The organism is Stenotrophomonas sp. CCNWLW57 (assembly GCF_037203925.1).
Taxonomy (GTDB): domain Bacteria; phylum Pseudomonadota; class Gammaproteobacteria; order Xanthomonadales; family Xanthomonadaceae; genus Stenotrophomonas; species Stenotrophomonas rhizophila_A.
On the sequence record NZ_JBBCBJ010000007.1, the window covers coordinates 109,901 to 135,017 of the forward strand.

Annotated in this window: 12 protein-coding genes; 7 read left to right on the forward strand and 5 right to left on the reverse strand. The window is 69.2% G+C overall.

The genetic code is table 11. From position 1 onward, the window contains the following. Positions 1-65 precede the first annotated feature (65 nt). Both lptF and lptG read left to right on the forward strand, forming a co-directional pair. On the forward strand, positions 66-1,145 hold the full coding sequence (lptF, locus tag V9K91_RS16755) for an LPS export ABC transporter permease LptF (protein ID WP_093536157.1): 1,080 nt from the start codon (positions 66-68) through the stop codon (positions 1,143-1,145). Further along, on the forward strand, positions 1,142-2,248 hold the full coding sequence (gene lptG, locus V9K91_RS16760) for an LPS export ABC transporter permease LptG (RefSeq protein WP_249833740.1): 1,107 nt from the start codon (positions 1,142-1,144) through the stop codon (positions 2,246-2,248). The genes lptF and lptG overlap by 4 nt, the downstream gene beginning before the upstream one ends. 306 nt (positions 2,249-2,554) lie before the next feature. On the opposite strand, the gene V9K91_RS16765 is transcribed toward lptG, so the two are convergent. After that, entirely contained in the window at positions 2,555-3,028 is a 474-nt protein-coding gene (locus tag V9K91_RS16765; RefSeq protein WP_249833741.1) for an RDD family protein, read from the reverse strand. A gap of 70 nt (positions 3,029-3,098) precedes the next feature. On the opposite strand from V9K91_RS16765, the gene xerD reads away from it, so the two are divergent. Continuing rightward, positions 3,099-4,073 (forward strand): site-specific tyrosine recombinase XerD, encoded by a 975-nt coding sequence (xerD, locus tag V9K91_RS16770; protein ID WP_249833742.1) that lies wholly within the window; start codon positions 3,099-3,101, stop codon positions 4,071-4,073. 19 nt (positions 4,074-4,092) lie between these two features. Here the strand turns inward: xerD and V9K91_RS16775 are convergent, their stop codons facing one another. After that, entirely contained in the window at positions 4,093-4,893 is an 801-nt protein-coding gene (locus tag V9K91_RS16775) for a hypothetical protein (RefSeq protein WP_249833743.1), read from the reverse strand. Between the two features lie 167 nt (positions 4,894-5,060). Between V9K91_RS16775 and V9K91_RS16780 the strand changes: the two genes are divergently transcribed. Then, the gene (locus V9K91_RS16780; RefSeq protein WP_336443547.1) at positions 5,061-5,837 is read left to right on the forward strand and encodes a DsbC family protein; all 777 of its coding nucleotides are present in this window, start codon (positions 5,061-5,063) and stop codon (positions 5,835-5,837) included. 41 nt (positions 5,838-5,878) lie between these two features. Here V9K91_RS16780 and V9K91_RS16785 read toward each other — a convergent pair whose 3' ends face one another. From V9K91_RS16785 to V9K91_RS16795, 3 genes are all read right to left on the reverse strand, one after another. Continuing rightward, positions 5,879-6,994 (reverse strand): hypothetical protein, encoded by a 1,116-nt coding sequence (locus V9K91_RS16785; RefSeq protein ID WP_336443548.1) that lies wholly within the window; start codon positions 6,992-6,994, stop codon positions 5,879-5,881. Between the two features lie 107 nt (positions 6,995-7,101). Continuing rightward, positions 7,102-7,344, reverse strand: coding sequence for a hypothetical protein (locus tag V9K91_RS16790; protein WP_249833745.1), 243 nt, complete (start codon positions 7,342-7,344; stop codon positions 7,102-7,104). A 277-nt stretch (positions 7,345-7,621) separates the two neighbouring features. Continuing rightward, positions 7,622-9,724 (reverse strand): glycosyl hydrolase family 18 protein, encoded by a 2,103-nt coding sequence (locus V9K91_RS16795; RefSeq protein WP_336443549.1) that lies wholly within the window; start codon positions 9,722-9,724, stop codon positions 7,622-7,624. A 310-nt stretch (positions 9,725-10,034) separates the two neighbouring features. Here V9K91_RS16795 and purL point away from each other — a divergent pair, with 310 nt between their 5' ends. From purL to V9K91_RS16810, 3 genes are all read left to right on the forward strand, one after another. After that, positions 10,035-13,919 (forward strand): phosphoribosylformylglycinamidine synthase, encoded by a 3,885-nt coding sequence (gene purL, locus V9K91_RS16800; RefSeq protein WP_336443550.1) that lies wholly within the window; start codon positions 10,035-10,037, stop codon positions 13,917-13,919. 461 nt (positions 13,920-14,380) lie between these two features. Then, entirely contained in the window at positions 14,381-23,026 is an 8,646-nt protein-coding gene (locus V9K91_RS16805) for an ESPR-type extended signal peptide-containing protein (RefSeq protein ID WP_336443551.1), read from the forward strand. Between the two features lie 128 nt (positions 23,027-23,154). Further along, positions 23,155-25,008, forward strand: coding sequence for a S8 family peptidase (locus V9K91_RS16810; RefSeq protein WP_184124692.1), 1,854 nt, complete (start codon positions 23,155-23,157; stop codon positions 25,006-25,008). Positions 25,009-25,117: the final 109 nt, after the last annotated feature.

The following is a 25,117-nucleotide window of genomic DNA, read 5'->3' on the forward strand; positions in this document are numbered from 1 at the left end:
GTTTACGTCCCGTCAGTAGACTGGGCAGCCACGCGAACGAATCCGAGAGTTTAAACCACCGCCCCATGTCGAAGCTCGATCGCTATCTCCTGCGTGATTTCGTCCAGAGTTTTCTGGCCACCCTGATCGTATTGCTGGTAGTAAGCGTGGGCGGCGTGCTGGTGGACATCCTCGGCAACATCGCCGACGGCCGCCTGCCTGCCCGCCTGCTGTTCTCCCAGCTGGGCCTGCAGTTCATCGTCTACATGCCGCTGATCCTGCCGCTGGCGCTGATGCTGGGCCTGCTGCTGGCCACGGCGCGGCTGTACCGGGATTCGGAAATGGCGGTGCTGACCGCCATTGGCGTGGGCCCCAAGCGGCTGCTGCGGCCGGTGCTGATGCTGGTGCTGCCGGTGGTCGGGCTGATCGCCCTGTGCTCGCTGTGGCTGGGCCCGTGGGCCGACCGGACCAGTGAGCAGATGGTTGAAGACGCCAACAAGAGCCTGGTCATGGCCGGGCTGGAGTCGGGCAAGTTCACCATGCTGTCCAATGGGGGGGTGGTCTACCTGTCCTCGGTCTCGGCCGACGGCAGCGGGCTGGGGCGGATCTTCGTCCAGCGCAGCCGCGGCGACCGTATCGAGGTGATGTCGGCCGCGACCGGCAAGATGTTCTTCGAGGGCGACCGCCAGCGCTACCTGCAGCTCAATGACGGCCACCAGATCGAGGGCCCGGCCAACGGCGCGCTGGATTACCGGCTGATGACCTTCGTCCGCAACGACGTTGCGCTGCCCGATGGCGCCATCACCCGCGACGAAAACGACCCCGAGCTGCTGCCGACCGGCCGGTTGTTCGGCGACCCCCGGCCGGAAGCCCAGGCGCAGCTGCACTCGCGCATCACCCCTCCGCTGATCGCCCTGGCGTTTGCGTTGATGACCCTGCCGCTTGCGCGCAGTTCGCCGCGCCAGCAGCGGTACGGCAGGATGATGTTCGCCTTCCTTGCCTACATGGTCGGCATGAACCTGATGTTCATTGGTACCCGTTGGATCGCGGACGGCAAGGTGCCGGCGACAGTGGGGTTGTGGTGGTTGAGCCTGCCGTTGCTGGCGCTGGCCATCTGGATGTACCTGCGCGACGGCAAGCTCTCGCGCCCGCGGAGGACCGCATGAAGCTCCACCCGATGCGGTTTGATTTCTACCTGGGCCGGGCGGTGTTCGGCACGGTGCTGTTGACCTGGGCCGTGCTGGTCGGCCTGGACGTGGTGATGGCGTTCTCCGGCGAGTTCAAGGACGTGGGCAAGGGCGGCTATACGCTCGGCCATGCGGCGGCCTCGGTGCTGTATACCGTGCCGCGCCGGGCCTACACCTTCTTCCCGACCGCAGCGGTGATCGGTGCGCTGATGGGGCTGGGCCAGATGGCCGCCACGTCCGAGCTCACCGCGCTGCGCGCGCTGGGGCTGTCGCGCAAGCGGCTCAGTGCCTCGGTGGCGATCGCGTTGTCGCTGATGACGGCGGTGATGGTGGTGAACGGCGAGACGCTGGCACCGTGGGCGCAGAACCGTTCCGACAGCATCCGGGCCAGTGCGAAGTCGGGCCAGAACCTGTCTGCGTCGCGGTACGCGGGCATCTGGGTACGTGAAGGCGACACCTTCCTTACCGCGACCAGTGGCGAGGAGCAGCTGCTGCCCGGTGGCGGCACGCGGCTGGTGCTCAGCGACGTGCGCCTTTACCAGATCGCAACGGACGGCAACATTGCGTCGGTGACCCATGCCGGCACGGTCGAGCACACGGCCGACGGCTGGACCTTGAACAAGGTGCGCCGCGATACCTTCGGCGAGCGTTCGGCCACCCGTACCGCCGTGGACACCGAAAAGTGGGATTCCAAGCTGGATGCGGGCGCGCTGGCCGCCGGTTTCTCCAAGCCGCGCAACCTGGCCGCGCGCGACCTGCGCACCAGCATCGAGTACCGCAAGCGCAACGGGCTGGACGCGCGCGATTACGAGGACATCTACTGGAGCCGCTGGTTCTACCCGCTCAACGTGCTGGCGCTGTGCCTGGCCGCCGTCCCGTTCGCGTTCGGTTCACTGCGTAGCGGCGGCATGGGCAAGCGCCTGTTCCTGGGCATCCTGTTCGCGCTGGGCTTCTGGCTGCTGCAGCTGTTCTTCGGGCGCATGGCCGGCGCGCTGAAGTTCGATTACCGCATCGCGTACGCACTGCCGCCGATCGTGATGCTGGTGGTATCGGGCATGTTGTTCCGGCGCAAGTCGGGGTGATGGGGTGACGGGCGGTTTCGGTTGGGTCTGAACGTCGGTGGGGTGGTCGCAACCGGCGTTGGATCGGTGTTGGATGCTTGAGCCGCGCTGCGCGCGGTTTCCGGCCAGCGGCCGGGGCCACGAATTCATACGGGCCCATTGGGATCGGGATCAATCAACCCTGGGCGCCGGTTGCATTTCGATGGTTCACCATCGGCTCCGGATGCATGGCGCCAATGCAACACGAGCCCCTGCGAACCCCCAACGAACGTTGACCTGCCCGGTAGCGCCGACCGTTGGTCGGCCCAGGCGGTCTGCGCCGCGTTCTTATCGCTTCGGCAATCGCAACAACCGGGTGCCGCTTGCCCGGTCGTGCCACGTCAGCCGTTGCCGATCCACCAACGCCCACCACAGCCCAAACCCGGCCAGCAGCACCGACACGGTTCCTACCGCATAACGCACCCACAACTGCCCCAGCGTAGGCGCACCCCCATCGGCCCTCACCACCTGCAACCGCCACGGCCGCATGCCCAACGTCTGGCCGCCGCGCCGCCAGCTGAGTGTGGCGTACAGCCCGGTCACCGCCCAGCAACACCCCCACAGCAGCCACTGCAGCGCACTGAACGGCGCGATGTTGTCGCGCGCGGCGTGGCCGGCCGCGTAGCCGGCGGTGAACAGCGCGCCGACCAGCATCCACAGCGCCAGCGCCGGGAAGAAGTCGTACAGCAGCGCCAGCAGCCGCCACACCAGCAGCGATGCAGGGCGGGCGGTATCCGTGGCCACAGCGGTAGGTGCGCTCATGCGCCGAGCATACCCGCGCCGGCGTCCGCTGTGGATGGCCGGCGCGGCCCCGTCTCCGTATCCTGTGGGCATGTCCGACACCGCCACCCCCGCCGCGCGCCGCCAGCTGGTGCAGCACCTGCCCGAACTGCGCGCTGACGACAACGCGCACATCCAGCGTTTCCTCGACGCGGTCTGGGCCGAGCAGGGCCTGGCCCGGGCCAGCCTGGACAGCTACCGGCGCGACCTGGAAGGGCTGGCGCGCTGGCGCGACGGCGCCGGCAACGGGCTGGCCGGGATCGACCGCGCCGGCCTGTTCGACTACCTGGCCTGGCGCTCGCGCCACGGCTGGTCGCCGCGCAGCAACGCGCGGCTGCTGTCGGCGCTGCGCGCGTTCTTCGCCGATGCAGTGCGGCGCGGGCAGCGCAGCGAAGACCCCAGCGCGCTGCTTGATCCGCCCCGGTTGCCACGATTGCTGCCCAAGGCGCTGGCCGAGAGCCAGATCGACGCGCTGCTGGCCGCACCCGAGGTGGAACAGCCACTGGGCCTGCGCGACCGCGCCATGCTCGAGCTGATGTACGCCGCCGGCCTGCGCGTAAGCGAGCTGGTGGAGCTGCCGGCCAACGCGGTGAACCTGCGCCAGGGCGTGCTGCGGGTGACCGGCAAGGGCAGCAAGGAACGGCTGGTGCCGCTGGGCGAGGAATCCCAGCACTGGCTGGAGCGCTACCTGCGCGAAGCGCGGCCGCAGCTGGTCGGCACGCGCACCGTGCTCGCGCGCGACGGCGAGGTGCCGTTGTTCCTGGAACCGTCGCTGCAGCCGCTGAGCCGCCAGCAGTTCTGGTCACTGGTGAAAAAATACGCCGCGCTGGCCGGAATCGACCCGGTGCGGATCAGCCCGCATGGGCTGCGCCACAGCTTCGCCACCCACCTGCTCAACCGCGGCGCCGACCTGCGCGCGCTGCAGATGCTGCTCGGCCACAGCTCGCTGTCCACTACCCAGATCTACACGCTGGTGGCACGCGAGCACCTGCAGAAGCTGCACGCGCGCCACCATCCCAGGGGGTAGTGGCGCACGACACTGCCGCTCAGGCGTAGCTTTCCCGGGGCTCGCCGATTGCCACCCAGGCGGTGGAGGCGGTGCTGCAGCTGCCATCATCGGACACCACGTCGCTGTCCGAACCCGCCGACGCATCGGCCAGCATCGCGGTGTTCCACCACCGGTTCACCGCGTCGTTGCGCGAAGCGCGGCTGGGCGACAGCGACGCAACCGAAGGACGGTGCTGGGGCGCCACGCGGGCCCCGAAAGAAAACAGCAGCGCTTTCTGATCGTCGTGTTCCACCGCTGGCGCCTGTGCGTACAGCTCTTCCATGGCGGCCCGGTGCAGGTCGGCCGCGCGGGCCGGGTCGTTGATGTCCGGTGGGTTGGCACGCAGGTAAGCGGCTTTGAAGTCAGGAAGCGTGGTCAGCTCACCCTGCCAGAACAGCGTGGCCAGTGCGGCGCGCGCGCGAGCGAGCACCGCATCGGGCGCGACCAGTGCCTGCATGGCCTGCGCGCGTGGCCCGATGTTGGACACCCAGCGCGGCCGACGGTCGCCACAGCGGTTCAGCACCTGCTCCAGCCGCTCGACGCGGTCGGCGACGTGGTGGGAGGGAATGAGCTGCTCGCGCAGCCGGGCCAGCTGGGCGGCGCGGTCCACCAGCTTCGGCGCGCTGAGCGCGCCGCTCCAGAAACGCCCGGACAGCCGATCTTCGCTGTTCTGGATGCTGTTCATGGCGCGATGGAAGCGCCCGCCGTCGTGGGAGCCGGCCGCCAGCGCCACGCGGGCGGAGGTGCGGCGGAGGACATGGGCCTTGAACGAAAGCGTGATCGATGAAAGGGAATGCACGGGAAAGGGGCAGGGCGGACGGAGGGGCAGCGAGCGTGCACGCACTGATGGGCGAGCGCTTTCACGATTCCCTCGCCGCACCCGCAGGCGGGCCGAAGGCGCCCGCCGTGACGTCGCCGCGGGAGCGGCTGTGCGAGAATCGGGCACCTTTTACCGTGGAACTGCAGATGCTTCGAGTCCTTACCGTGGCGCTGTGCGGTGCGCTCAGCCTGACCGCCTGCGCCCAGCCGGCGCCGCCGGCCGCCAAGCCTGGCGCCCAGCCGGCCAGCAGCGCCGCGCCGGCCAATGCCAACGCCGACCAAACCGTGCGCAGCGCACTGGCCGGTCTGGACCCGAAGTTCAAGCCCGACTACATCGGCGCCGCCCCGTTCCCGGGCTTCCGCGAGGTGCTGGTGGGCGGGCAGGTGCTGTACGTGTCCGACGACGGCCGCTACCTGATGCAGTCCCAGCCGTACGACATCCAGAACCGCGCCCCGGCCAGCAGTGCCGGCCTGCTGGCCTACCGCAAGCAGCTGCTGGACAAGGTGCCGCGCGGTGACCGCATCGTGTTCGCTGCGGCCAATCCCAAGCACACGCTCACCGTGTTCACCGACATCGAGTGCGGGTACTGCCGCAAGCTGCACCAGGACCTTCCCGAGCTGAACCGCATGGGCATCACCGTGGAGTACGTGGCGTTCCCGCGCATGGGCCCGGGCAGCAAGGACTTCACCGACATGATCTCGGTCTGGTGCGCGAGCGACCGCCGCAAGGCGCTGACCAGCGCCAAGCAGGGCCAGCCGGTCACGCCGAAGAACTGCACCAGCCCGGTGGCCATGCAGTACAACCTCGGCCAGCAGGTGGGCGTCAGCGGCACCCCGGCGGTGTTCGCCGCCGACGGGACCCAGCTGGGCGGCTACGTGCCGCCGGCGCAGCTGCTCAAGGCGCTGGAGCGCCAGGCCAATTGAGCCCACGCCGCCCCGGGATCACCCCGGGGCGGACCGCAGCGTCATGCTTCGGAATCGCTCCAGCCGTGGTCGGAGTCCGCGCCCGCATCAAGCAGATGGCTGCCGCGACCGGAATCGGAGCTGTAGCCGGACAGCGATTCCTTGTGCGTGTCCGTCATCAGCTCGAAGCCCTTGACCAGGCCTGCAGCGACTGGCGACGGAGGAGCGCTGGCCGCGCTCGAAACGGTGCTTTCCACGCTCGCCTGGCGCGCCTGGCGTTGTGCAACCGCGATGAGCATGTCTGCCATCAGATCGTCGTGGGAAGGGGATGAGAACAGGGCGTGTGCCATCCTGCCCGGCGATGGCCGCGGCGATGGCGGACCGGGAGTGCCGGTCGCAGGAGGCAGCGGCGGAGGCGGCGGTATGTCGACCGCAGGCGCAGCGTTGTCGTCGCTGAAGGCGTTCAACATTGCCTCGAATGCCTCGATTTCGCGTGTCTCCTTGTCGAACCGCACGTCGGCAGCGATGCGTTCCTCAGCCGAGACTGGATCCCACTCGTCATCTGAATCGCTGTCGCTCAGCAACGACGGTGATTCAGCGTCATTGGCGTCGGCCGAGGTCGTATCGTCGATCTGGTTGGCAAGGGTCAGAGGGCTGGCGACATCGATTGCTTCGGCATCGTACCCATCCACTTCGCCGAAGAAGCTGCCCAGGTCTTTCTCCCCTTGAACAAGCGCGGCGGCCTGTCGATCCAATGCATCCATTGCCACAGATGGTTGGGAGGTGAGACCTGCTTGATCGAAGCCCAGGGGATGACGTTCATTGCCGCTCTTCGGCACCGGAATGCGCGCGCCCGGTCCGTGGTGCAACCAGCTGGTGCCTTTGGTGGTGACGATGCACGCGAGACGGTTGGAAACGGACGTTGGGGAGCACGGTTGAACCTGCTGCGGCGCTTCATGCCGCTCCGGCTGAAGTGGCAGTGCTGTGAGCCTGGCGCGGGGAAGGGTGACCACAACGCCGGGATCGATGCGGGGTGCTCGCGACCATCCGGTGGGCAGGTGGTTGCGGATCTGTTTGAGCGTGAGTGGCTTGAGCTGATCCCGGATCGAGACCTTTTCTCTGGCGTTCTGGTTGCCGAGTAAAGCGCAAATGCGCAGCAGGGCGGTAGGGGTCCGCATGGGATGCAATGCGCCATAAGGGAAAGGACCGCCATTATTGAATGGCGGTCCCCGACGGCTTTCAGAAAATGCTCAAGCCCGTGCGCGTGCGCACGGCTGCGTCGTCCTCAGTCGCGATTGACCCTTTCCTGCGTGGGCGGCGCAAACCAGTGGCGCTGCGCGTTGGCTATATCCAGCGCCTCGCGCGCAAAGCGCACATCGAATTCGGCCAACTCCGTTTCGGTGTAGGCCACATCATCGAAGTCACTGCCCCAAGCGTCATCTTCGAGAGATGCATCGGGACAGCCCGCGATGGTGTTGGTCCGATCGCGTAGCGGGGTGGGCTGGTTCGCGACGCTGCCGAGCGTCACGGAAGGCGGTGCTGCCGGTGGCGCGGTCGGGCGCGGCGGAACCGGTGGCGGGACACTGGAGAAGGTGTGCAACCGGGTAACGGTAGCGGCTGTGCTGGCAGCAGTGACAGGCGGGCTGGGCATGCGGGCATCCCGAGGAGGGCTGAGTCGTTGACCGCATCATTCTGTCTACTGCACTTGGCCGCTACTTTCAAAAACGATTCACTTTGCGGCGGTCGCGACATGGACAATACGAAGCGAAGCGCCCGGAGCGATGCCGCTCCGGGCGCACTGCCGTTTACTTCAACCCATTGCTGATCGTGTTCACCAGCGTGCCCTGGGTGTCATCGCCGCTGAACTCCCAGAAGAACGCACCGCCCAGTCCCTGGGTTTTCACGTAGCCCATCTTCTCGGTCACCATCGCCGGGGTGTCGAAGCTCCAGAACGTGGTGCCGTTGTAGCTCCAGGTGGCCCGCGCGGTGGCATCGGTGAAGACCGGATGGTTGAGGTTCTTCAACACCTTCCAGTCTTCGATGCCCGCCTCGTAGGTACCCGGTGCGGCCGTGCCGGTCTGGTACAGCCCGTTGTTGACGTTGGGCACGTTGGTCCAGCCGCGGCCGTAGAAGCCGATGCCCAGGTTGAGCTTGCTGGCCGGCACCCCGCGGGCGAGGAAGGCTTCCATCGCATCGTTGCTGTTGTACAGCTTCACATCACCGGTGGACGGATCGGCCGGCGAATCGAACAGCGCCGAATGGTGCCCGGTCTTCGGATCGAACGCGCCGTGGAAGTCGTACGTCATGACGTTGATGAAATCCAGGTACGGGTGATACGCCGCCGGATCGGTCACGCGGATCTTGTCGATGCCCGCACCGACCGCCACCGTGAGCAGCAGGCCCGGGCGCACCGCATCGAGCTGGCGGCGGAATTCGGCCATCAGCGCGGTGAAGTTGGCATTGTCGGCCGGGGTCCCGCAGGCGATGCCGCACGCCACCGGGTATTCCCAGTCGATGTCGATGCCGTCGAACACGCCTGCCGCCGCGCCCACGCCACCGGCACCGTCGGTCACCGGCAGGTTGCCCTTGATGTAGGCGTCGATGCACGAGGCCACGAAGGCCTGGCGGTTGGCCGGCTGCGCCGCGCTGGAGAAGCCGCGCGACCAGGTCCAGCCACCGAGCGAGATCAGCACCTTCACGTTCGGGTGCTTGGCCTTGAGCTGCTTGAGCTGGTTCCAGTTGCCGCGCAGCGGCTGGTCCCAGGTATCGGCGCTGCCGCTGACGCTTTCACCAGCCTGGAACGCCTTGGTGTAATCAGCGAACGCATCGCCGCCCACCCCGGTGTTCGGGTCGGAGGCCTGGGTGACGCCCACTTCGCAGCGGTTGTTGCGCACGTTGCCGAAGGCATAGTTGATGTGGGTCAGCTTGCTGGCCGAACCGCTGGTGTCGATGTTCTTGACCCGGTAGTTGCGCCCGTAGATGCCCCACTGGGTGAAGTAGCCGATGACGCGCTTGTTGCCGCCACTGCCGCCCCCTGCACTGGTGGTCACGCTGATGGTGGCACTGCGGGCCGAGGCGTTGCCGGCGTTGTCGCGGGCCCGCACGGCGTAGGTATAGGCGGTGGTGGCGGTGAGCCCGCCATCGGTGTACTGGGTGGCGTTGGGCGAGCCGACCAGGGTGCCGTTGCGGTACACGTCATAGCCGGCCACGCCGCTGCCGCCACTGTTGTCGGTGGCCGCGCTCCAGGCCAGGTTGACGGTGGTGGCGGTCTTGGACGGCGACGACAGGCCGCCCGGCACGCTGGGCGGGGTGGTGTCGTTGCTGGCGGCGTTGACGGTCACGCTGACCGTGGCCGACGAGGTCACGGCGTTGTTGTTGTCGGTTGCCACGGCCTTGAAGGTATGGGTGCCGGCCGCCGCGTTGGCCCAGCTCACGCTGTAGGGCGCGCTGGTGTCGATGCCGAGCGAGGTGCCGCCACGGAAGAATTCGACCTTGCTCACGCTGCCGTCGGGGTCACTGGCGTTGGCGCTGACGGTGATGGTGCTGCCGGCGCTGAAGCTGGCGCCGTTGGCCGGCGAGGTCAGGCTGACGCTGGGTGGCTGGTTGCTGCCGCCGCTGTCGCAGGCGCCCAGGTTGGTGTAGTACGGCGCACCGGCCGGGTGGTCGGGCGGGGCATTCCAGATGTCCTGGTTGGCCCGGTACAGCACGCCGCCCTTCTGCAGGGTGCTGCCGGCCAGGTAGATCACGTTGCCGTTCCACTCCGGCACGCCGGTACAACTGGCGGCCAGGGCGAGGCCGGGGCTCAGGGCCGCCGAACCCAGGGCGAGGGCCAGCAGCCAGCGGCGGGGCCGGGCGGGGCGGCGGGGAGATAACGATGTCACCGTACTGCGCGCAATCGGGTCAGCCATGTCGTACTCCGATCAGGTGGTGGGCGCTGGGCGGCAGGGTGTCGCCAGCGTTGCAGCAGGTCCGGGGCCGGTGAGAGAGGCCGGCAACAGCAGAGGGGGCGGACGCGGGGCCCGCCGGCGATGTGCCGGGCAGGTGGTGGCAACGTTGTCATGGTTTGCCCGCCCAATCCGTGCGCCAGCGCAAGGTTCGGGGCGCCGGTTCGTTCAGGCGGAGCACCGCGAGTCGGCCGCGACCGACCCCGGGACCGACCACCGGCCGGCACGGACCGGTACAATAGTGGGCCCCGTTCCCAACCACGGTTCCCCGGACATGATGGTCCTCGAGGGCGCATCCGCCCTTTCGCCGTTCCGCCGCGAACGTCTTGAATCCCGCCTCCAGTCCCTGGCCGCCGATCTGCGCATTACCGGTGCCTGGCATGTGTACTTCATCCAGACCGAGGGCGATGCCGCCCCGGACCCGGTGGTCCTGACCCGGATCCTGGAAGCCGAGCCGGCCCCGGCAGTACGCGAGGACGGGGCGATCAGCCGCTTCGTGGTGCCGCGCCTGGGCACGCTGTCGCCGTGGTCGAGCAAGGCCACCGAACTGGTGCGTGGCGCCGGGCAGCCGATCCGCCGGGTGGAACGTGGCCTGCGCATCGACCTGGCCGGCTGGCCGGCCGACGCGGCCGCGCGCGAGGCGGTTATCCGCGCGCTGCACGACCCGATGACCCAGTCGGTGCTGGACGATGCCGCCCAGGCCCAGGCGCTGTTCACCGCGCCGGCCCGTGGCGAGCTGGAGCGGGTAGCGCTGGAAGACCTGGAAGCGGCCAACCGCCGCCTGGGCCTGGCCATGGCCCAGGACGAGATCGACTACCTGCGCCAGCGCTTCGGCGAGCTGGGCCGCAAGCCGTCGGACGTGGAACTGATGATGTTCGCGCAGGCGAACTCGGAGCACTGCCGGCACAAGATCTTCAATGCCAGCTGGACCATCGATGGCGCCGACCAGGCCCATTCGCTGTTCCGCATGATCAAGAACACCCACCAGCAGACCCCGCAGCACACGCTCAGCGCGTACAGCGACAACGCGGCGGTGGTGGCCGGCTTCCCGGCCGCGCGCTACCGCCCGGACCCGGCCACGGGCGAATACCGCAGCGAAGCGGTGGTCGATTCGGCGTTCTGCATCAAGGTGGAAACGCACAACCACCCGACCGCGATCGCGCCGTTCCCGGGGGCCTCCACCGGCGCCGGCGGCGAGATCCGCGACGAAGGCGCCACCGGCCGCGGCGGCAAGCCCAAGGCCGGCCTGACCGGCTTCTCGGTCTCGCATCTGCGCATCCCGACCCTGCCGCAGCCGTGGGAAGCGCCGCGCGCGCTGAACCCGCGCATGGCCCCGGCGCTGGACATCATGCTGGAAGGGCCGCTCGGCGGCGCCGCGTTCAACAACGAATTCGGCCGGCCGAACCTGCTGGGCTATTTCCGCAGCTTCGAGCTGCCCGAAGGTGACGGCCTGACCCGCGCCTACGACAAGCCGATCATGCTGGCCGGTGGCCTCGGTGCGATCGACCAGGTCCAGGTCGAAAAGCTCAAGCTGCAGCCGGGCGATGCGGTGATCGTGCTCGGTGGCCCGGCCATGCTGATCGGCCTGGGCGGCGGTGCCGCCAGTTCGGTGGCCTCCGGCGAAAGCGCCGAGGACCTGGATTTCGCCAGCGTGCAGCGCGACAACCCGGAAATGGAACGCCGTTGCCAGGAAGTGATCGACCGCTGCGTGGCGCTCGGTCTGGACAACCCGATCCGCTGGTTCCACGACGTGGGCGCCGGTGGCCTGTCCAATGCGATTCCGGAGCTGCTGCACGACTCCGGCGTGGGCGGGGTGATCGACCTGGGCAAGGTGCCCACCGATGACCCGTCGCTGTCGCCGATGCAGCTGTGGTGCAACGAATCGCAGGAGCGCTATGTACTGGGCGTGCCGCAGGCGCGCCTGGCCGAGTTCGCCGCGCTGTGCGCGCGCGAGCGCTGCCCGTTCGCCGCGGTCGGCGTGGCCACGGCCGAAGAACGCCTGGTGGTCGCCTATGGCGCGACGGTCGGCAACATTCCGGCCGACGCCCCGATCGACCTGCCGATGGACGTCCTGTTCGGCAAGCCGCCGAAGATGCACCGCGACACCGCGCACCCGCCGGCGCCGCGCTGGCCTGCGCTGAAGACCGGCGGCCTGGACCTGCACGAGGCAGGCCTGCGCGTGTTGGCGCACCCGTCGGTGGCGTCGAAGAACTTCCTGGTCACCATCGGTGACCGCAGCGTCGGTGGCCTGACCGCACGCGAACAGATGATCGGTCCGTGGCAGCTGCCGCTGTCCGACGTTGCCATCACCCTGGCCGGCTTCGATACGCTGGCCGGCGAAGCGATGTCGATCGGCGAGCGCACCCCGCTGGCGCTGCTCGATGCCGCCGCCTCGGCGCGCATGGCAGTGGGCGAAGCGATCACCAACCTGTGCGCGGCCCCGGTCGATGCGCTGGAAACGGTGAAGCTTTCTGCGAACTGGATGGCCGCGGCGGGCCACAACGGCGAAGACGCGCTGCTGTACGACGCAGTGCGCGCAGTGGGCATGGAACTGTGCCCGCAGCTGGACTTGAGCATCCCGGTCGGCAAGGACTCGCTGTCCATGCAGGCGCAGTGGCACGACGCCGGTGAGGCGCACAAGTCGGTGTCGCCGGTGTCGCTGGTGATCACCGCGTTCGCGCCGGTGGCCGATGCCAGCACCCAGCTGACCCCGCTGCTGGACCGCGAGACGGAAAGCGAGCTCTGGCTGATCGGCCTGGGCGCCGGCAAGCAGCGCCTGGGCGGTTCGATCCTGGCCCAGGTGCACGCCGACCACAGCGCGCTGCCGGCGTTTGCCGGTGCCGTGCCGGACCTGGATGATCCGCAGCGCCTGCGTGCGTTCTTCGAACTGATCCGCGACGCACGCCAGTCCGGCCTGCTGCTGGCCTACCACGACCGCAGCGACGGCGGCGCGTTCGCCGCGCTGTGCGAAATGGCCTTCGCCTCGCGCCAGGGCCTGGACATCACCCTGGATGCGTGGGGCGATGATCCGTTCCGCAGCCTGTTCAACGAAGAGCTGGGTGCGGTGGTGCAGATCGCCCGCGAAGACCGTGCGGCCTTCGCCGACCTGGTCGAGCGCCATGCGCTGACCGAATGTGCCCAGCGCATCGCCCGCCCGACCACGGCCCCGGTGGTGCGCGTGTCGCTGCAGGGCGAAAGCCTGGTTGAATGGCGCTGGGAAGCGCTGTTCGATGCCTGGTGGTCGGTCACCCACGCCATGCAGAAGCTGCGCGACAACCCCGACAACGCCGACCAGGAGCGCGCCATCGCGCGCAGCTTCACCGCGCCGGGCCTGAAGCCGAAGCTCAGCTTCGACCTCAATGAGGATGTGGCCGCCCCGTTCATCAACACCGGCGCGCGTCCGCGCGTGGCGGTGCTGCGCGAGCAGGGCGTCAACGGCCAGATCGAAATGGCCAACATCTTCGAACGCGCCGGCTTCCGCAGCGTGGACGTGCACATGAGCGACCTGATCGCCGGCCGCGTCGACCTGGCCGATTTCACCGGCCTGGCCGCCTGTGGCGGCTTCAGCTACGGCGACGTGCTGGGTGCGGGCCGCGGCTGGGCCACCTCGGTGCTGGAGCGCAGCGCGCTGCGTGATGCCTTTGCCGGCTTCTTCGCCCGCCAGGACAGCTTCGCGCTGGGCGTGTGCAACGGCTGCCAGATGCTGAGCCAGCTCAAGGACATCATCCCCGGTGCCGAGCACTGGCCGCAGTTCCGGCGCAACCGCAGCGAGCAGTTCGAAGCCCGCACCGCGCTGCTGGAGATCGTCGAATCGCCGTCGATCCTGCTGCGTGGCATGGCCGGTTCGCGCCTGCCGGTGGCGGTGGCGCACGGCGAAGGCCAGGCGGTGTTCACCAATGCCGTCGACCAGGCCGCCGCCCGCGTGTCGCTGCGGTATGTCGATGGCGACGGCAACGTGGCCACCCAGTACCCGCTGAACCCGAACGGCTCGCCCGACGGTATCACCGGCCTGACCACCACCGATGGCCGCGTGACGATCATGATGCCGCACCCCGAGCGCACCCCGCGCGCGGTGAACCTCAGCTGGCGTCCGGCGGACTGGAACGGCGACTCGCCGTGGCTGCGCATGTTCCGCAACGCAAGAGTATGGTGCGGCTGAACGACGGTGCACGCCGTGTGAAAGTCGAGTGAAAGAGAAGTGAAAAAAAGACCGCCGACCTGTTCGGCGGTTTTTTTTGGGTGGCGTTCAAGTCGAGCACAGCCAACGAGTTACAGCGCGTTACATGTGTGAAGTCGCGTGATGGCGAATGCTCACATCGATCTAACAAAATGCGTTGATGAATAGTCGAATGTGTGACGCCTTGCGCGTTCGAACACTTTCGTCTGTCAAAGTCTTGACGCCACCGAAACCGTGCGTTAACACTGAGTTCTCAGTTTGCAATCGTTCAGTTCGGAATCAACCGCAAGGATGGCGAGTTCTCTGTTCGTTGATCGCGCCGATAGCGCGCCATCCGGCACAACGCAGTAAATCAAGCGGAAAACGCCCCCAGGGGACGTTGGGCCACGCGGCCTGGCGTTGGCGTCGCTTTGCCCAAAACCAGCCAACCAGGAGTCGCATCGATGAATCGGATTTATCGCAAGGTCTGGAACAAAGCACTGGGGCAGATGGTCGTTGCCTCCGAACTCGCCAGCAGCCAGACCCCGGGCGTGGTCATCGATCAGCGACGATCTTCCGACACGCGCAGTGGCGCCGTGCTCTCGGCCGCCATTGCGTTGACGCTTGGATTGGGCATGGCCGGCGCGCCCTCCAGTGCGCAGGCGCAGTCGGTGGAAGTGGGGGGCAACGCCAACTGCGTGGTGCTCAACAGCAACGTGATCGACAGCTGCGTGGTGGATGGCAATGCGACCGCATCGGGCGCGAACGCCGTGGCCATCGGCAGCAACAGCACCGCCTCGGCGGCCAACAGCGTGGCGCTCGGTGCCGGCTCGCGCGCTGCACGCGCCAACACGGTGTCGGTCGGTGATGCCGGCAAGGAACGCCAGGTCACCAACGTGGCCGCCGGTACCGCGGCGACCGATGCGGTGAACAAGGCGCAGCTCGACACCGTCGCTGCAACGGCGGCCAGCGCAACGCGCTACTTCAAGGCGGACGGCGAAGGCAACGACAGCGATGCAGCCCGCATCGAGGGCGAAGGCGCACTCGCTGCCGGCGCCAGTGCCAATGCAGACGGCGACGGCGCCACCGCGCTGGGCCGCAACAGCCAGGCGCTGGCCAACGCCACCACGGCGGTAGGCAGCGATGCCGTTGCCGCCGGCCTGGGCGGCAGCGCATTCGGCCAGAACAGCCTGGCCATCGGCGACGCCACCGTTGCGGTGGGACAGAGCGCGATGGCGTTCGGACTGGGTGACGTGGCGCTGGGCGCATCCGCGTTTGCCGCCAGCGAAAATGGCGCAGCCACCGCGATTGGCGGGCTGGCCGAAGCCAGCGCCGATGGCGCCACCGCCATTGGTGGCGGCGCACTGGCGATCGGCGCGGGCAGCACCTCGCTCGGCCGCGGCGCCGGCAGCGGCGGCGAAGCCTCGATTGCGGTGGGTGCGTTCAGCACGGCGGTGGCCGACTTCAGTGCGGCGCTGGGTTCCAACTCCGCAGCGGTTGCGGTCGGCAGCGTCGCGCTGGGCGCAGGCTCCTACGCCGATCGCGTGGACACCGTGTCGGTCGGCAACAACAACGGCCTGCAACGGCAGATCACCAACGTCGCCGCCGGCACCGAAGCCGGTGATGCGGTGAACAAGGCCCAGCTCGATGAGGTGGGCGAGGTGGCAGGCACCACCGCGAAGTACGTGCAGGCTACCGGCAGCGCCGAGAGCGACGCAGGCGCCTTTGCCGACGGCGACAACGCCACGGCCGTGGGCGAAGCCACCAATGCCCTCGGCGCCGGCACCACCGCGCTCGGCAGCGGCGCCACCGCGGTGGCGCAGAACGCCACCGCGGTGGGCTACAACGCGCTGGCCAGCGGCCAGAACAGCGCCGCCTTCGGCACCAACGCGCAGGCCAACGGCCCGGGCAGCGTGGCGGTGGGCGGCACTGCCGTGGATGAAGACGGCAACCCGCTGATCACCAACGGCGGCGTGCCGGTCGATACCGGCGCCACCAGCGCCGGCGTCGGCGGCACCGCCGTCGGCGCCAGCGCGGAAGCGGCGGGCTTTGCCGCCTCGTCGTATGGCGTCGGCGCCTATGCGGCCGGCGCACAGTCGTCGGCGTTCGGCGCGGTGGCCAATGCCACCGGCGACTACGCCACGGCGGTGGGCACGCAGAGCGCGGCCAGCGGCACCAGCAGCACCGCCATCGGCGGTCCGGTCGACCTGATTCCCGGCCTGGGCTTCTTCGTCGACACCCAGGCCAGTGGCGAGGCCGCCACCGCGGTCGGCGCCGGTGCGATTGCCAGCGGCGATTACGCCGTGGCCAACGGCACGCTCAGCGAAGCCTCGGGCACAGAAGCCACCGCCGTGGGCTACTTCGCCTACGCACCGGGCAAAGGCGCGTCCGCACTCGGTGCGGAAAGCTGGGCCAGTGGCGAACTGAGCACGGCCGTCGGCTTCTACAGCACCGCGCGCGGCGCCAACAGCGTCGCCCTGGGGGCCAATTCCACCGCCGTGCGCGACAACACGGTGTCGGTCGGCGATGTCGGCAACGAACGCCAGATCACCCATGTCGCCGCGGGCAGCGAAGCCACCGATGCGGTCAACAAGGCGCAGCTGGATGCCGTCGCCGGGACCGCGGACGGCACCGCCTACCGCTTCAAGGCCAACGGCTCGCAGGACAGCGACGTGGGCGCGTTCGCCGATGGCGACGGCGCGCTGGCTGCAGGCGAGGCCAGCAATGCCATCGGCGCAGGCGCCACTTCGGTGGGCAACGGTGCGTCCGCAGTGGGCGATGACACGGTGGCCGTGGGCCGCAATGTCGCCGCCACCGGCAACGGCAGCGTCGCCATTGGTGGCGTTGGCCAGGCCTACGACCAGTACAACTCGCCGATCGTGGATGCCGATGGCAACGCGGTGACAGTGGGCACCACCGCCGCGCAGGATGCCGTTGCCGTCGGTGCAGGTGCACAGGCCACCGGCGCGCAGAGCAACGCGTACGGCAGTGGCGCACAGGCCACCGGCGACAACAGCCTGGCGCAGGGCTACAAGTCGCGCGCTACGGGTGAGTACAGCGTGGCGCAGGGCGACAACGCCTTCGCCAGCGGCAGCGAGAGCACCGCTACCGGTGCGTACGCATGGGCCACCAGCGATGGTGCCACCGCGTTCGGTTCCAGTGCGTGGGCGACCGAGGCCAATGCCACCGCCGTGGGCTATGCGGCGTGGGCCGATGGCAGCGGTGCTACCTCGATCGGCTACAACAGCTGGGCGCGCGGCAACAGCGCCACCGCGCTCGGCCGCGGTGCGTTCGGCTACGGCGACAACAGCGTCGCGGTGGGTTACCAGGCGCTGGGCAACAGCATCAACACCATCGCTATCGGCACGAATGTCGTGGCCGGCGGCGAAAGCGCGATAGGCATCGGCGCGGGCAGCAATGCCAGTGCCGCCAACGCGGTGGCACTGGGCGCTGGCGCACGCGCCGACCGCGCGTACACCGTATCGGTCGGCAATGACGACCAGCAGCGCCAGATCACCCAGGTCGCGGCCGGCACGGAAGGTACCGATGCCGTCAACGTCGATCAGCTCACGGCCGCCACTAACAAGTTCCAGGCAAGCGGCGATGGCGTGGCGGTCGTCGGCGGAGCGGAAAGCGTGGCGGCCGGTTCCAACGCCGCCACCGATGGCGACTACGCCACGGCAGTGGGTTCCAGCAGTTTCGCCAGCGGCACCGGCGCCTCGGCAGTCGGTAGTGGTGCGTTCGCGCTCGCTGACGGCGCCACCGCGGTTGGCCTGAATGCACTTGCCAGCGCAGGCAATGCCACCGCCACCGGTGCCGATGCACAGGCCACTGCCGAATACGCCACCGCCAACGGTGCCGAAAGCCTGGCGTCGGGTGAGCAGAGCACTGCCAACGGTGCGGCCAGCATCGCCTCGGGCGCCGGCAGCCTCGCCAGCGGCGCACTGTCCGAAGCGGCCGGTGAGGAATCGGTGGCGCTGGGTTACTACAGCACCGCCAGCGGCTCGGGCGCCACTGCGGTCGGCGCGGAAAGCGTGGTCAGCGGCACCCTGTCGGCCGGCTACGGTTTCGCCTCGGAAGCGACTGCCGGCTACACCACCGCGATCGGTGGCTATGCCGCCGCCACCGCGTTCAACGCCACCGCGCTGGGCAGCTTCGCCCAGGCCACCGGTTCCAACAGCGTGGCGCTCGGCGGTGACGCCGAAGCCACCGGTGCCTACAGCACCGCCACCGGCCAGGGCAGCCTGGCCAGCGGCACCAACAGCGTGGCCATCGGCGGTGCGCTGTTCGGCCTGCTGCCGACCGAAGCCTCGGGCAACTATTCCACCGCCGTGGGCGGCGGTGCGTGGTCGCCCGGGTTGAACAGCACCGCGCTGGGCAACGCGGCGACGTCCGAAGGCGAAAACAGCGTGGCGCTCGGTGCGGATTCGATCGCCGACCGCGACGACAGCGTGTCGGTCGGCAGCGCCGGCAGCGAGCGCCAGGTCACCAACGTGGCTGCCGGTACCGAAGGCACCGATGCGGTGAACCTGGACCAGCTCAATGCGGTGGCCGATACGGCCGCCACCACCAGCAAGTACTTCCAGGCCAGCGGCAGCGATGCCAGCGATGCCGGTGCCTTCGTCGACGGCGATGATGCGCTGGCCGCCGGTGAGGCCAGCAATGCCATCGGCAACGGCGCCACGGCGCTGGGTGCGGGCAGCACGGTGGTTGCCAACGAGGCGACGGCAGTGGGCTTCAATGCCACGGCGACCGCCGATTATGCGGTTGCCATCGGCAGCAACGCGGCCAGCAGCGGGCAGGGCGCGGTCGCCCTTGGTGACCTGAGCACCGCCAGTGGCGGTGCCGCCATCGCCATTGGCGGCGGCGCGCTGTCGCAGGGCTTCGGCTCTGTGGCGGTCGGTGCGGGCGCGGAATCCAGTGGCCTGGCATCCACCGCAGTAGGGTACGGGGCGTGGGCGCTGGGTCGTGAAACCACGGCGATCGGCAACTTCGCCACCGCCGACGGCTGGGCCGCCAGTGCGTTCGGCGCGGGCGCCACGGCTGCCTTCTTCGGCACCGCGATCGGTACCTACAGCTACGCGGACGAAGTAGCCACCGCAGTGGGCCAGGGCACGCGTGCCAACGTGGCCGGTGCGGCGTTCGGCGTGCAGGCCAATGCCGGTGAGTACGGCGTGGCGCTGGGCAACAACGCGGCCACCGCACAGAACGGCGTGGCGGTCGGCTTCAACGCCCTGGCCGGCGCCGATGCCAACAGCAGCACCCAGGGCATCCAGACCACGGCCGTCGGCAGCGAGGCGTGGGCCACCGAAGATGGCGCCACCGTGGTTGGCTACAACAGCTACGCCCAGGCGCTGAACTCGACCGTGGTGGGCAGCAACACCTGGACCACCAAGGACGCCGAAAACAGTGTCGCGCTCGGCGCCGGCACGCTGGCCGACCGTGCCAACACGGTATCGGTCGGTGCGGCCGAAGCCTGGACCGATGCGGCCGGCGTGGTGCATGACGCGATTGACCGCCAGATCACCAACGTGGGTGCCGGTACCGAAGACACCGATGCGGTGAACGTGGCTCAGCTGAAGGAAGTGGCTGCGGTGGCTGAAACCACCAGCAAATACTTCCAGGCCAGCGGCAGCGACGACAGCGATGCCGGTGCCTATGTGGAAGGCGACAACGCACTGGCGGCGGGTGAAGCATCCAATGCGATCGGCGATGGCGCCAGCGCACTTGGCAGTGGTGCCAACGCGCTGGCCAACAATGCCACCGCCATCGGCTTCAACGCGCTTGCCACCGGCGAAGGTGCGGCCGCGCTGGGCAGCGAGGCCCAGGCGACCGGCGAAAACAGCGTGGCCATCGGCAACGGTGCCGCCGCCAGCGAGATCGGTGCCAGCGCGGTGGGTGCCGGTGCGCAGGCCTCCGGTGCGTACAGCACGGCCGGCGGCAGCGAAGCCATCGCGTCGGGCCAGCAGGCCACGGCGAACGGCTTCCGCTCCACGGCGTCGGAAGCCGGTGCATCGGCGTTCGGCGGGTACAGCGAAGCCACCGGTGAGCTGTCCTCGGCACTGGGTTATGGCGCAGTCGCCTCCAACGCTTATGCAACCGCGGTGGGTGCAGCCGCCACGGCGTCCGGTGCCAGCGCGGTGGCGGTGGGTGAGTTCAGTGAAGCCACCGGCGACGAAAGCGTCGCCGTCGGCGGCAGCACCTTCTTCGGCTTCATTCCGGCGCGCGCGTCAGGCACGGGTGCATCGGCCTTCGGCGCCGGTGCCTGGGCCACCGATGACTACGCCACTGCGGTCGGCTGGAATTCATGGGCCGATGCCGCCAGCGCCACCGCGCTGGGCGAAAGCGCCACCGCCACCGGCGTCAACAGCGTCGCGCTGGGTGCGGGCTCCAGTGCGGACCGCGACAACAGCGTCTCGGTCGGCACCGCCACTGCGCAGCGGCAGATCACCAACGTGGCCGCCGGTACCGAAGGCACCGACGCGGTCAACCTCGACCAGCTCAACGCCGTGGCCGATACCGCCGAGGAAACCAACCGCTACTTCAAGGCTTCCGGCAGCGGCAATGGCGATGACGTGGGCAGCTATGTCGATGGCGCCTATGCCACGGCGGCAGGCGAAGCGTCCAACGCGTTCGGCACCGGCGCGTCGGCCTACGGCAGCGGTTCGCTGGCGTCGGGTCGCTATGCGTCGGCATCGGGCTACAACGCCTCGGCCACCGCCGATTCGGCCACCGCCATCGGTGGTTCGCTGTACTACGAAGATGCCAACGGCAACGTGCTGCTCGACAAGGCCACCAGTGCCAGCGGCACCGGCGCCACCGCACTGGGTGCCGGCGCACAGGCCACCGGGGTGTTCAGCACCGCCAGCGGTGCCGGCGCGACCTCGGCCGGGCTGCAGTCGTCCGCCGTCGGCTACAGCGCCGAAGCGGGCAGCGACTACAGCACGGCAGTGGGTGCGTTCAGTGCTGCCAGCGGGCTGCGCACCACCGCGCTCGGCTACGGTGCCGAAGCCAGCGGCGACTACGCCTCCGCGTTCGGTTGGGGCAGCACCGCCTCTGGCGCGTATGGCATCGCCATCGGCAACAGCGCGCAGGCCAGCGGCGCCAACAGCTTCGCCGGCGGCGCCAGCGCCTGGGCCACTGCGGCACAGACCACCGCCGTGGGCCAGTTGGCGTGGGCCACCTCGGCCGGCTCCACCGCGATCGGCCAGGACAGCTACGCCTACAGCGGCATCAACGCTACCGCGCTGGGCAAGAGCGCCTGGGCCAGCGGCACCGGCAGCGTGGCACTGGGCGCAGGCTCGCGTGCCACCGAAGCCAACGTGGTCTCGGTCGGTGGCGGCAACGGCACCACTGGTCCGGCCACGCGCCGCATTACCAATGTCGGTGCGGCAGTGAATGCCAACGACGCGGTCAACAAGGCGCAGCTGGACAGCGTCGCGGCGACCGCCGATGCCGTGGGCCAGCACTTCGACGCCAGCGGCAGCGGCGTGGCCAACGCCAGCGGCACCGATGCACTGGCCGCCGGTTCGGGCGCCACCGCCAGCGGCACCCGCAGCAGCGCGGTGGGTACTGCGGCCACCGCGTCGGCCACCGGCGCCACGGCGCTCGGTGCGGATGCCTCGGCACGCGGTGACAACAGCACCGTGGTCGGCCGCCTGGCCTCGACCAACGCCACCAACGGCGTGGCCGTGGGCAACGGTGCCTTCGTCAGCAACGGCGCCAACGGCATCGCCATCGGGTCCGCTGCCGGTGCGTCCGGTGCCAACTCGGTGGCGCTGGGTGCAGGGTCGCGTGCGGTGGAGGCCAACGTGGTCTCGGTCGGTGGCGGCAACGGTACCGATTCGCCGGCCACCCGCCGCATCGTCAACGTCGCGGCCGGTCGTGTCGCCGCAGGCAGCACCGATGCGGTCACCGGCGGCCAGCTCAACACCACCAACCAGCGCGTGGGCGCCGTGGAAACCCGGGTCGGCGACATCGATGACCGCATCGGCTCGGTGGAGAACGTGACCGCCAACGCGCTGACCTACGACGACAGCACCCGCGACAGGCTCACCCTGTCGGGCGTGGAGGGCACCACCCTGGACAACGTCGCCACCGGTTCGATCGCCAGCGGCAGCCGCCAGGCCGTCAATGGCGGGCAGCTGTTCCAGGCGCTGACCGACACCGCCAGCTTCCTCGGCGGCGGCGCCAGCGTCGGCATGCAGGGCGTGTTCGTCGCGCCCAACTACGTGATCCAGGGCAGCACCTACAACAACGTGGGTGACGCGCTTGGGGCGCTGGATGCCAAGGTCAGCGAAATCGACCAGCGCGTGGCCGGTGGCAGCAGCAACGCGGCACGTGCGCGCTCCGCGTCGGTGTCCACCGCCAGCGTGGCGGCCACGCCCGAGGCGGCCGATACGGCGGCGGCCACGGCCGAAACCACCGCCGCCAGCACCGACACCGCCCGCGTGGCCAGTGCCGATGCTCCGGTCGTGCAGGGCACGCCGACCGCTGCCAGTGTCGGTGCGCCGCAGCCGGTCGCGGCCGTCGTCGCACCGGTCACCTCGGTGGCGATGGGCGACGGTGCCGTGGCCAGCGGTGCCTCGGCGACCGCGATCGGGCAGGGGGCCAGCGCCACGGCCGCCAACTCGGTAGCGCTGGGCCAGGGCTCGGTCGCCGACCGCGCCGACACGGTCTCGGTGGGTGCCGTCGGTGCCGAACGCCAGGTCACCAACGTGGCCGCCGGCAGCGCGGCCACCGATGCGGTCAACAAGGGCCAGCTGGACGGTGGCATCGCCACCGCCAACAGCTACACCGACCAGCGCTACAGCGCGATGGCCGACAGCTTCGACATCTACAAGGGCGAAATCGATGAGCGCCTGCGCCACCAGGACCGCCGCATCGACCGCCAGGGCGCGATGAACGCCGCGATGCTCAACATGGCCACCAGTGCCGCCGGCATCCGCACGCAGAACCGCGTCGGTGTCGGTGTCGGCTTCCAGAGCGGCGAGTCGGCGTTGTCGCTGGGCTACCAGCGGGCCCTCAGCGACCGCGCCACGGTCACTGTCGGCGGCGCATTCAGCAGTGATGACAGCTCGGTGGGCGTGGGTGCCGGCTTCGGCTGGTAACGCGCCCGATGCAATGCAAGGCCTGAGGGGGCGGGTCACGGAGACCCTGGCCAGGGCCGGCCGGGGTTTCCGCATGGAGTGTTGGCCTGAACAGTCGTTTGATCCATGACCTTGAAGAGGATTACACCGTGACCAAGAAGCAGAACCTTCGCATCAACGTGCTGGCAGCCGCCGTGCTGTCGCTGTCCGTGGGCGCCAGCGCCTATGCCGCCGGTTTGCCGGTCAAGGAACCGGCGAAGCAGGCCAGCACCGCCCAACAGGGTTCCGAACGCATCATCGTCAAGTACCGCACCGGCACCGCTGCGGCCTCCGACCGCTCGGCCAAGCTGGCCACGGTGACCTCGGCGGTTTCGCGCGCCAGCCTCGGCGCCACCACCGCGCGTGCCGCGGCAGCCAGCCCGCAGGTAGTGCGCCGGCTCGGCACCGGTGCCGATGTGATCCGCCTGCAGGGCAAGCTCAGCCAGGCCGACCTGCAGAAGGTGCTGAAGGAAATCCAGGCCGATCCGTCGGTCCAGTACGCCGCGGCTGACGTCAAGCTGCAGCGCGCCGACCTGCGCGCCAAGGAAACCGCGCAGCTGGTGCCCAACGATCAGTACTACGCGCAGTACCAGTGGCACCTGCACAGCGCCACCGGCGGCGTGAACGCGCCGGCCGCGTGGGACGTGGCCCAGGGCGAGGGCGTGGTGGTGGCGGTGCTGGATACCGGCATCCTGCCGCAGCACCCGGACTTCGCCGCCGGCACGCTGCTGGAAGGCTACGACTTCATCAGCGACGCCGAGACCTCGCGCCGCCCGACCGATGAACGCGTGCCCGGCGCGCTGGATTACGGCGACTGGGTAGAGAACGACAACGAGTGCTACGCCGGTTCGCTGGCCGAAGACAGCTCCTGGCACGGCACGCACGTGTCGGGCACCGTTGCCGAAGCCACCAACAACACCGTCGGCATGGCCGGCCTCGCTTACAAGGCCAAGGTGCTGCCGGTGCGCGTGCTCGGCAAGTGCGGCGGCTACCTGTCCGACATCGCCGATGCGATCACCTGGGCCTCCGGTGGCACCGTAGCCGGCGTGCCGGCCAACCCGAACCCGGCCGAAGTGATCAACATGAGCCTGGGCGGCGGCGGCGCGTGCGACCCGGCCTACCAGGATGCGATCAACGGCGCGGTCTCGCGCGGCACCACCGTGGTGGTGGCCGCCGGCAACCAGGCCTCCAATGCCTCGGGCTACCGTCCGGCCAGCTGCGCCAACGTGATCGCCGTGGGTGCCACCCGCATCACCGGCGGCATCGCGTCGTACTCCAACTTCGGCGCGGCCGTGGACCTGTCCGGTCCGGGCGGCGGCGGTGGCGTCGACGGCAACCCGGGCGGTTACGTCTGGCAGGCCGGCTACAACGGCCTGACCACCCCGACCTCCGGTGCCTACAGCTACATGGGCATGGGCGGCACCTCGATGGCCTCGCCGCACGTGGCCGCCGTGGCCGCGCTGGTGCAGGGCGCGCTGGCCTCGGCCGGCAAGGACCCGCTGACCCCGGCGCAGCTGGAGACCCTGCTCAAGCAGAGCGCACGCAACTTCCCGGTGACCATCCCGGCGGCCACCCCGATCGGCAGCGGCATCGTCGACGCCAAGGGTGCACTGGACAAGGCCCTGGAAGAACCGTGCACGGTCGATTGCGCGCCGGATGCGACGCCGCTCACCAACCGCGTGGCGGTCAGCGGGCTGACCGGTGCCGGTGGCAGTGAAACGCTGTACAGCTTCGAAGCGACCGCGGGCAAGACGCTCAGCGTCCTCACCTACGGCGGCAGCGGCAACGTGTCGTTGTACGTCAGCGCCGGCGCCGAGCCGACCGCGACCGACTTCGATGCCAAGTCCGCGCGTCCGGGCAACAGTGAAACCGTTCGCTTCACCGCGCCGGTGGCGGGCACCTACTACATCAAGCTGGTGGGTGAATCGGCTTACAGCAACGTGAGCATCCAGGCCGTCCAGTAACAGCCGGGAAGAACTGCGGGAGCCCGTCATGTGACGGGCTCCCGTTTTTCATTGGCCACCACCGCATGTGGCATCACGGCGAACTGCTAAAGTCTGCGGGTCGCCAGGA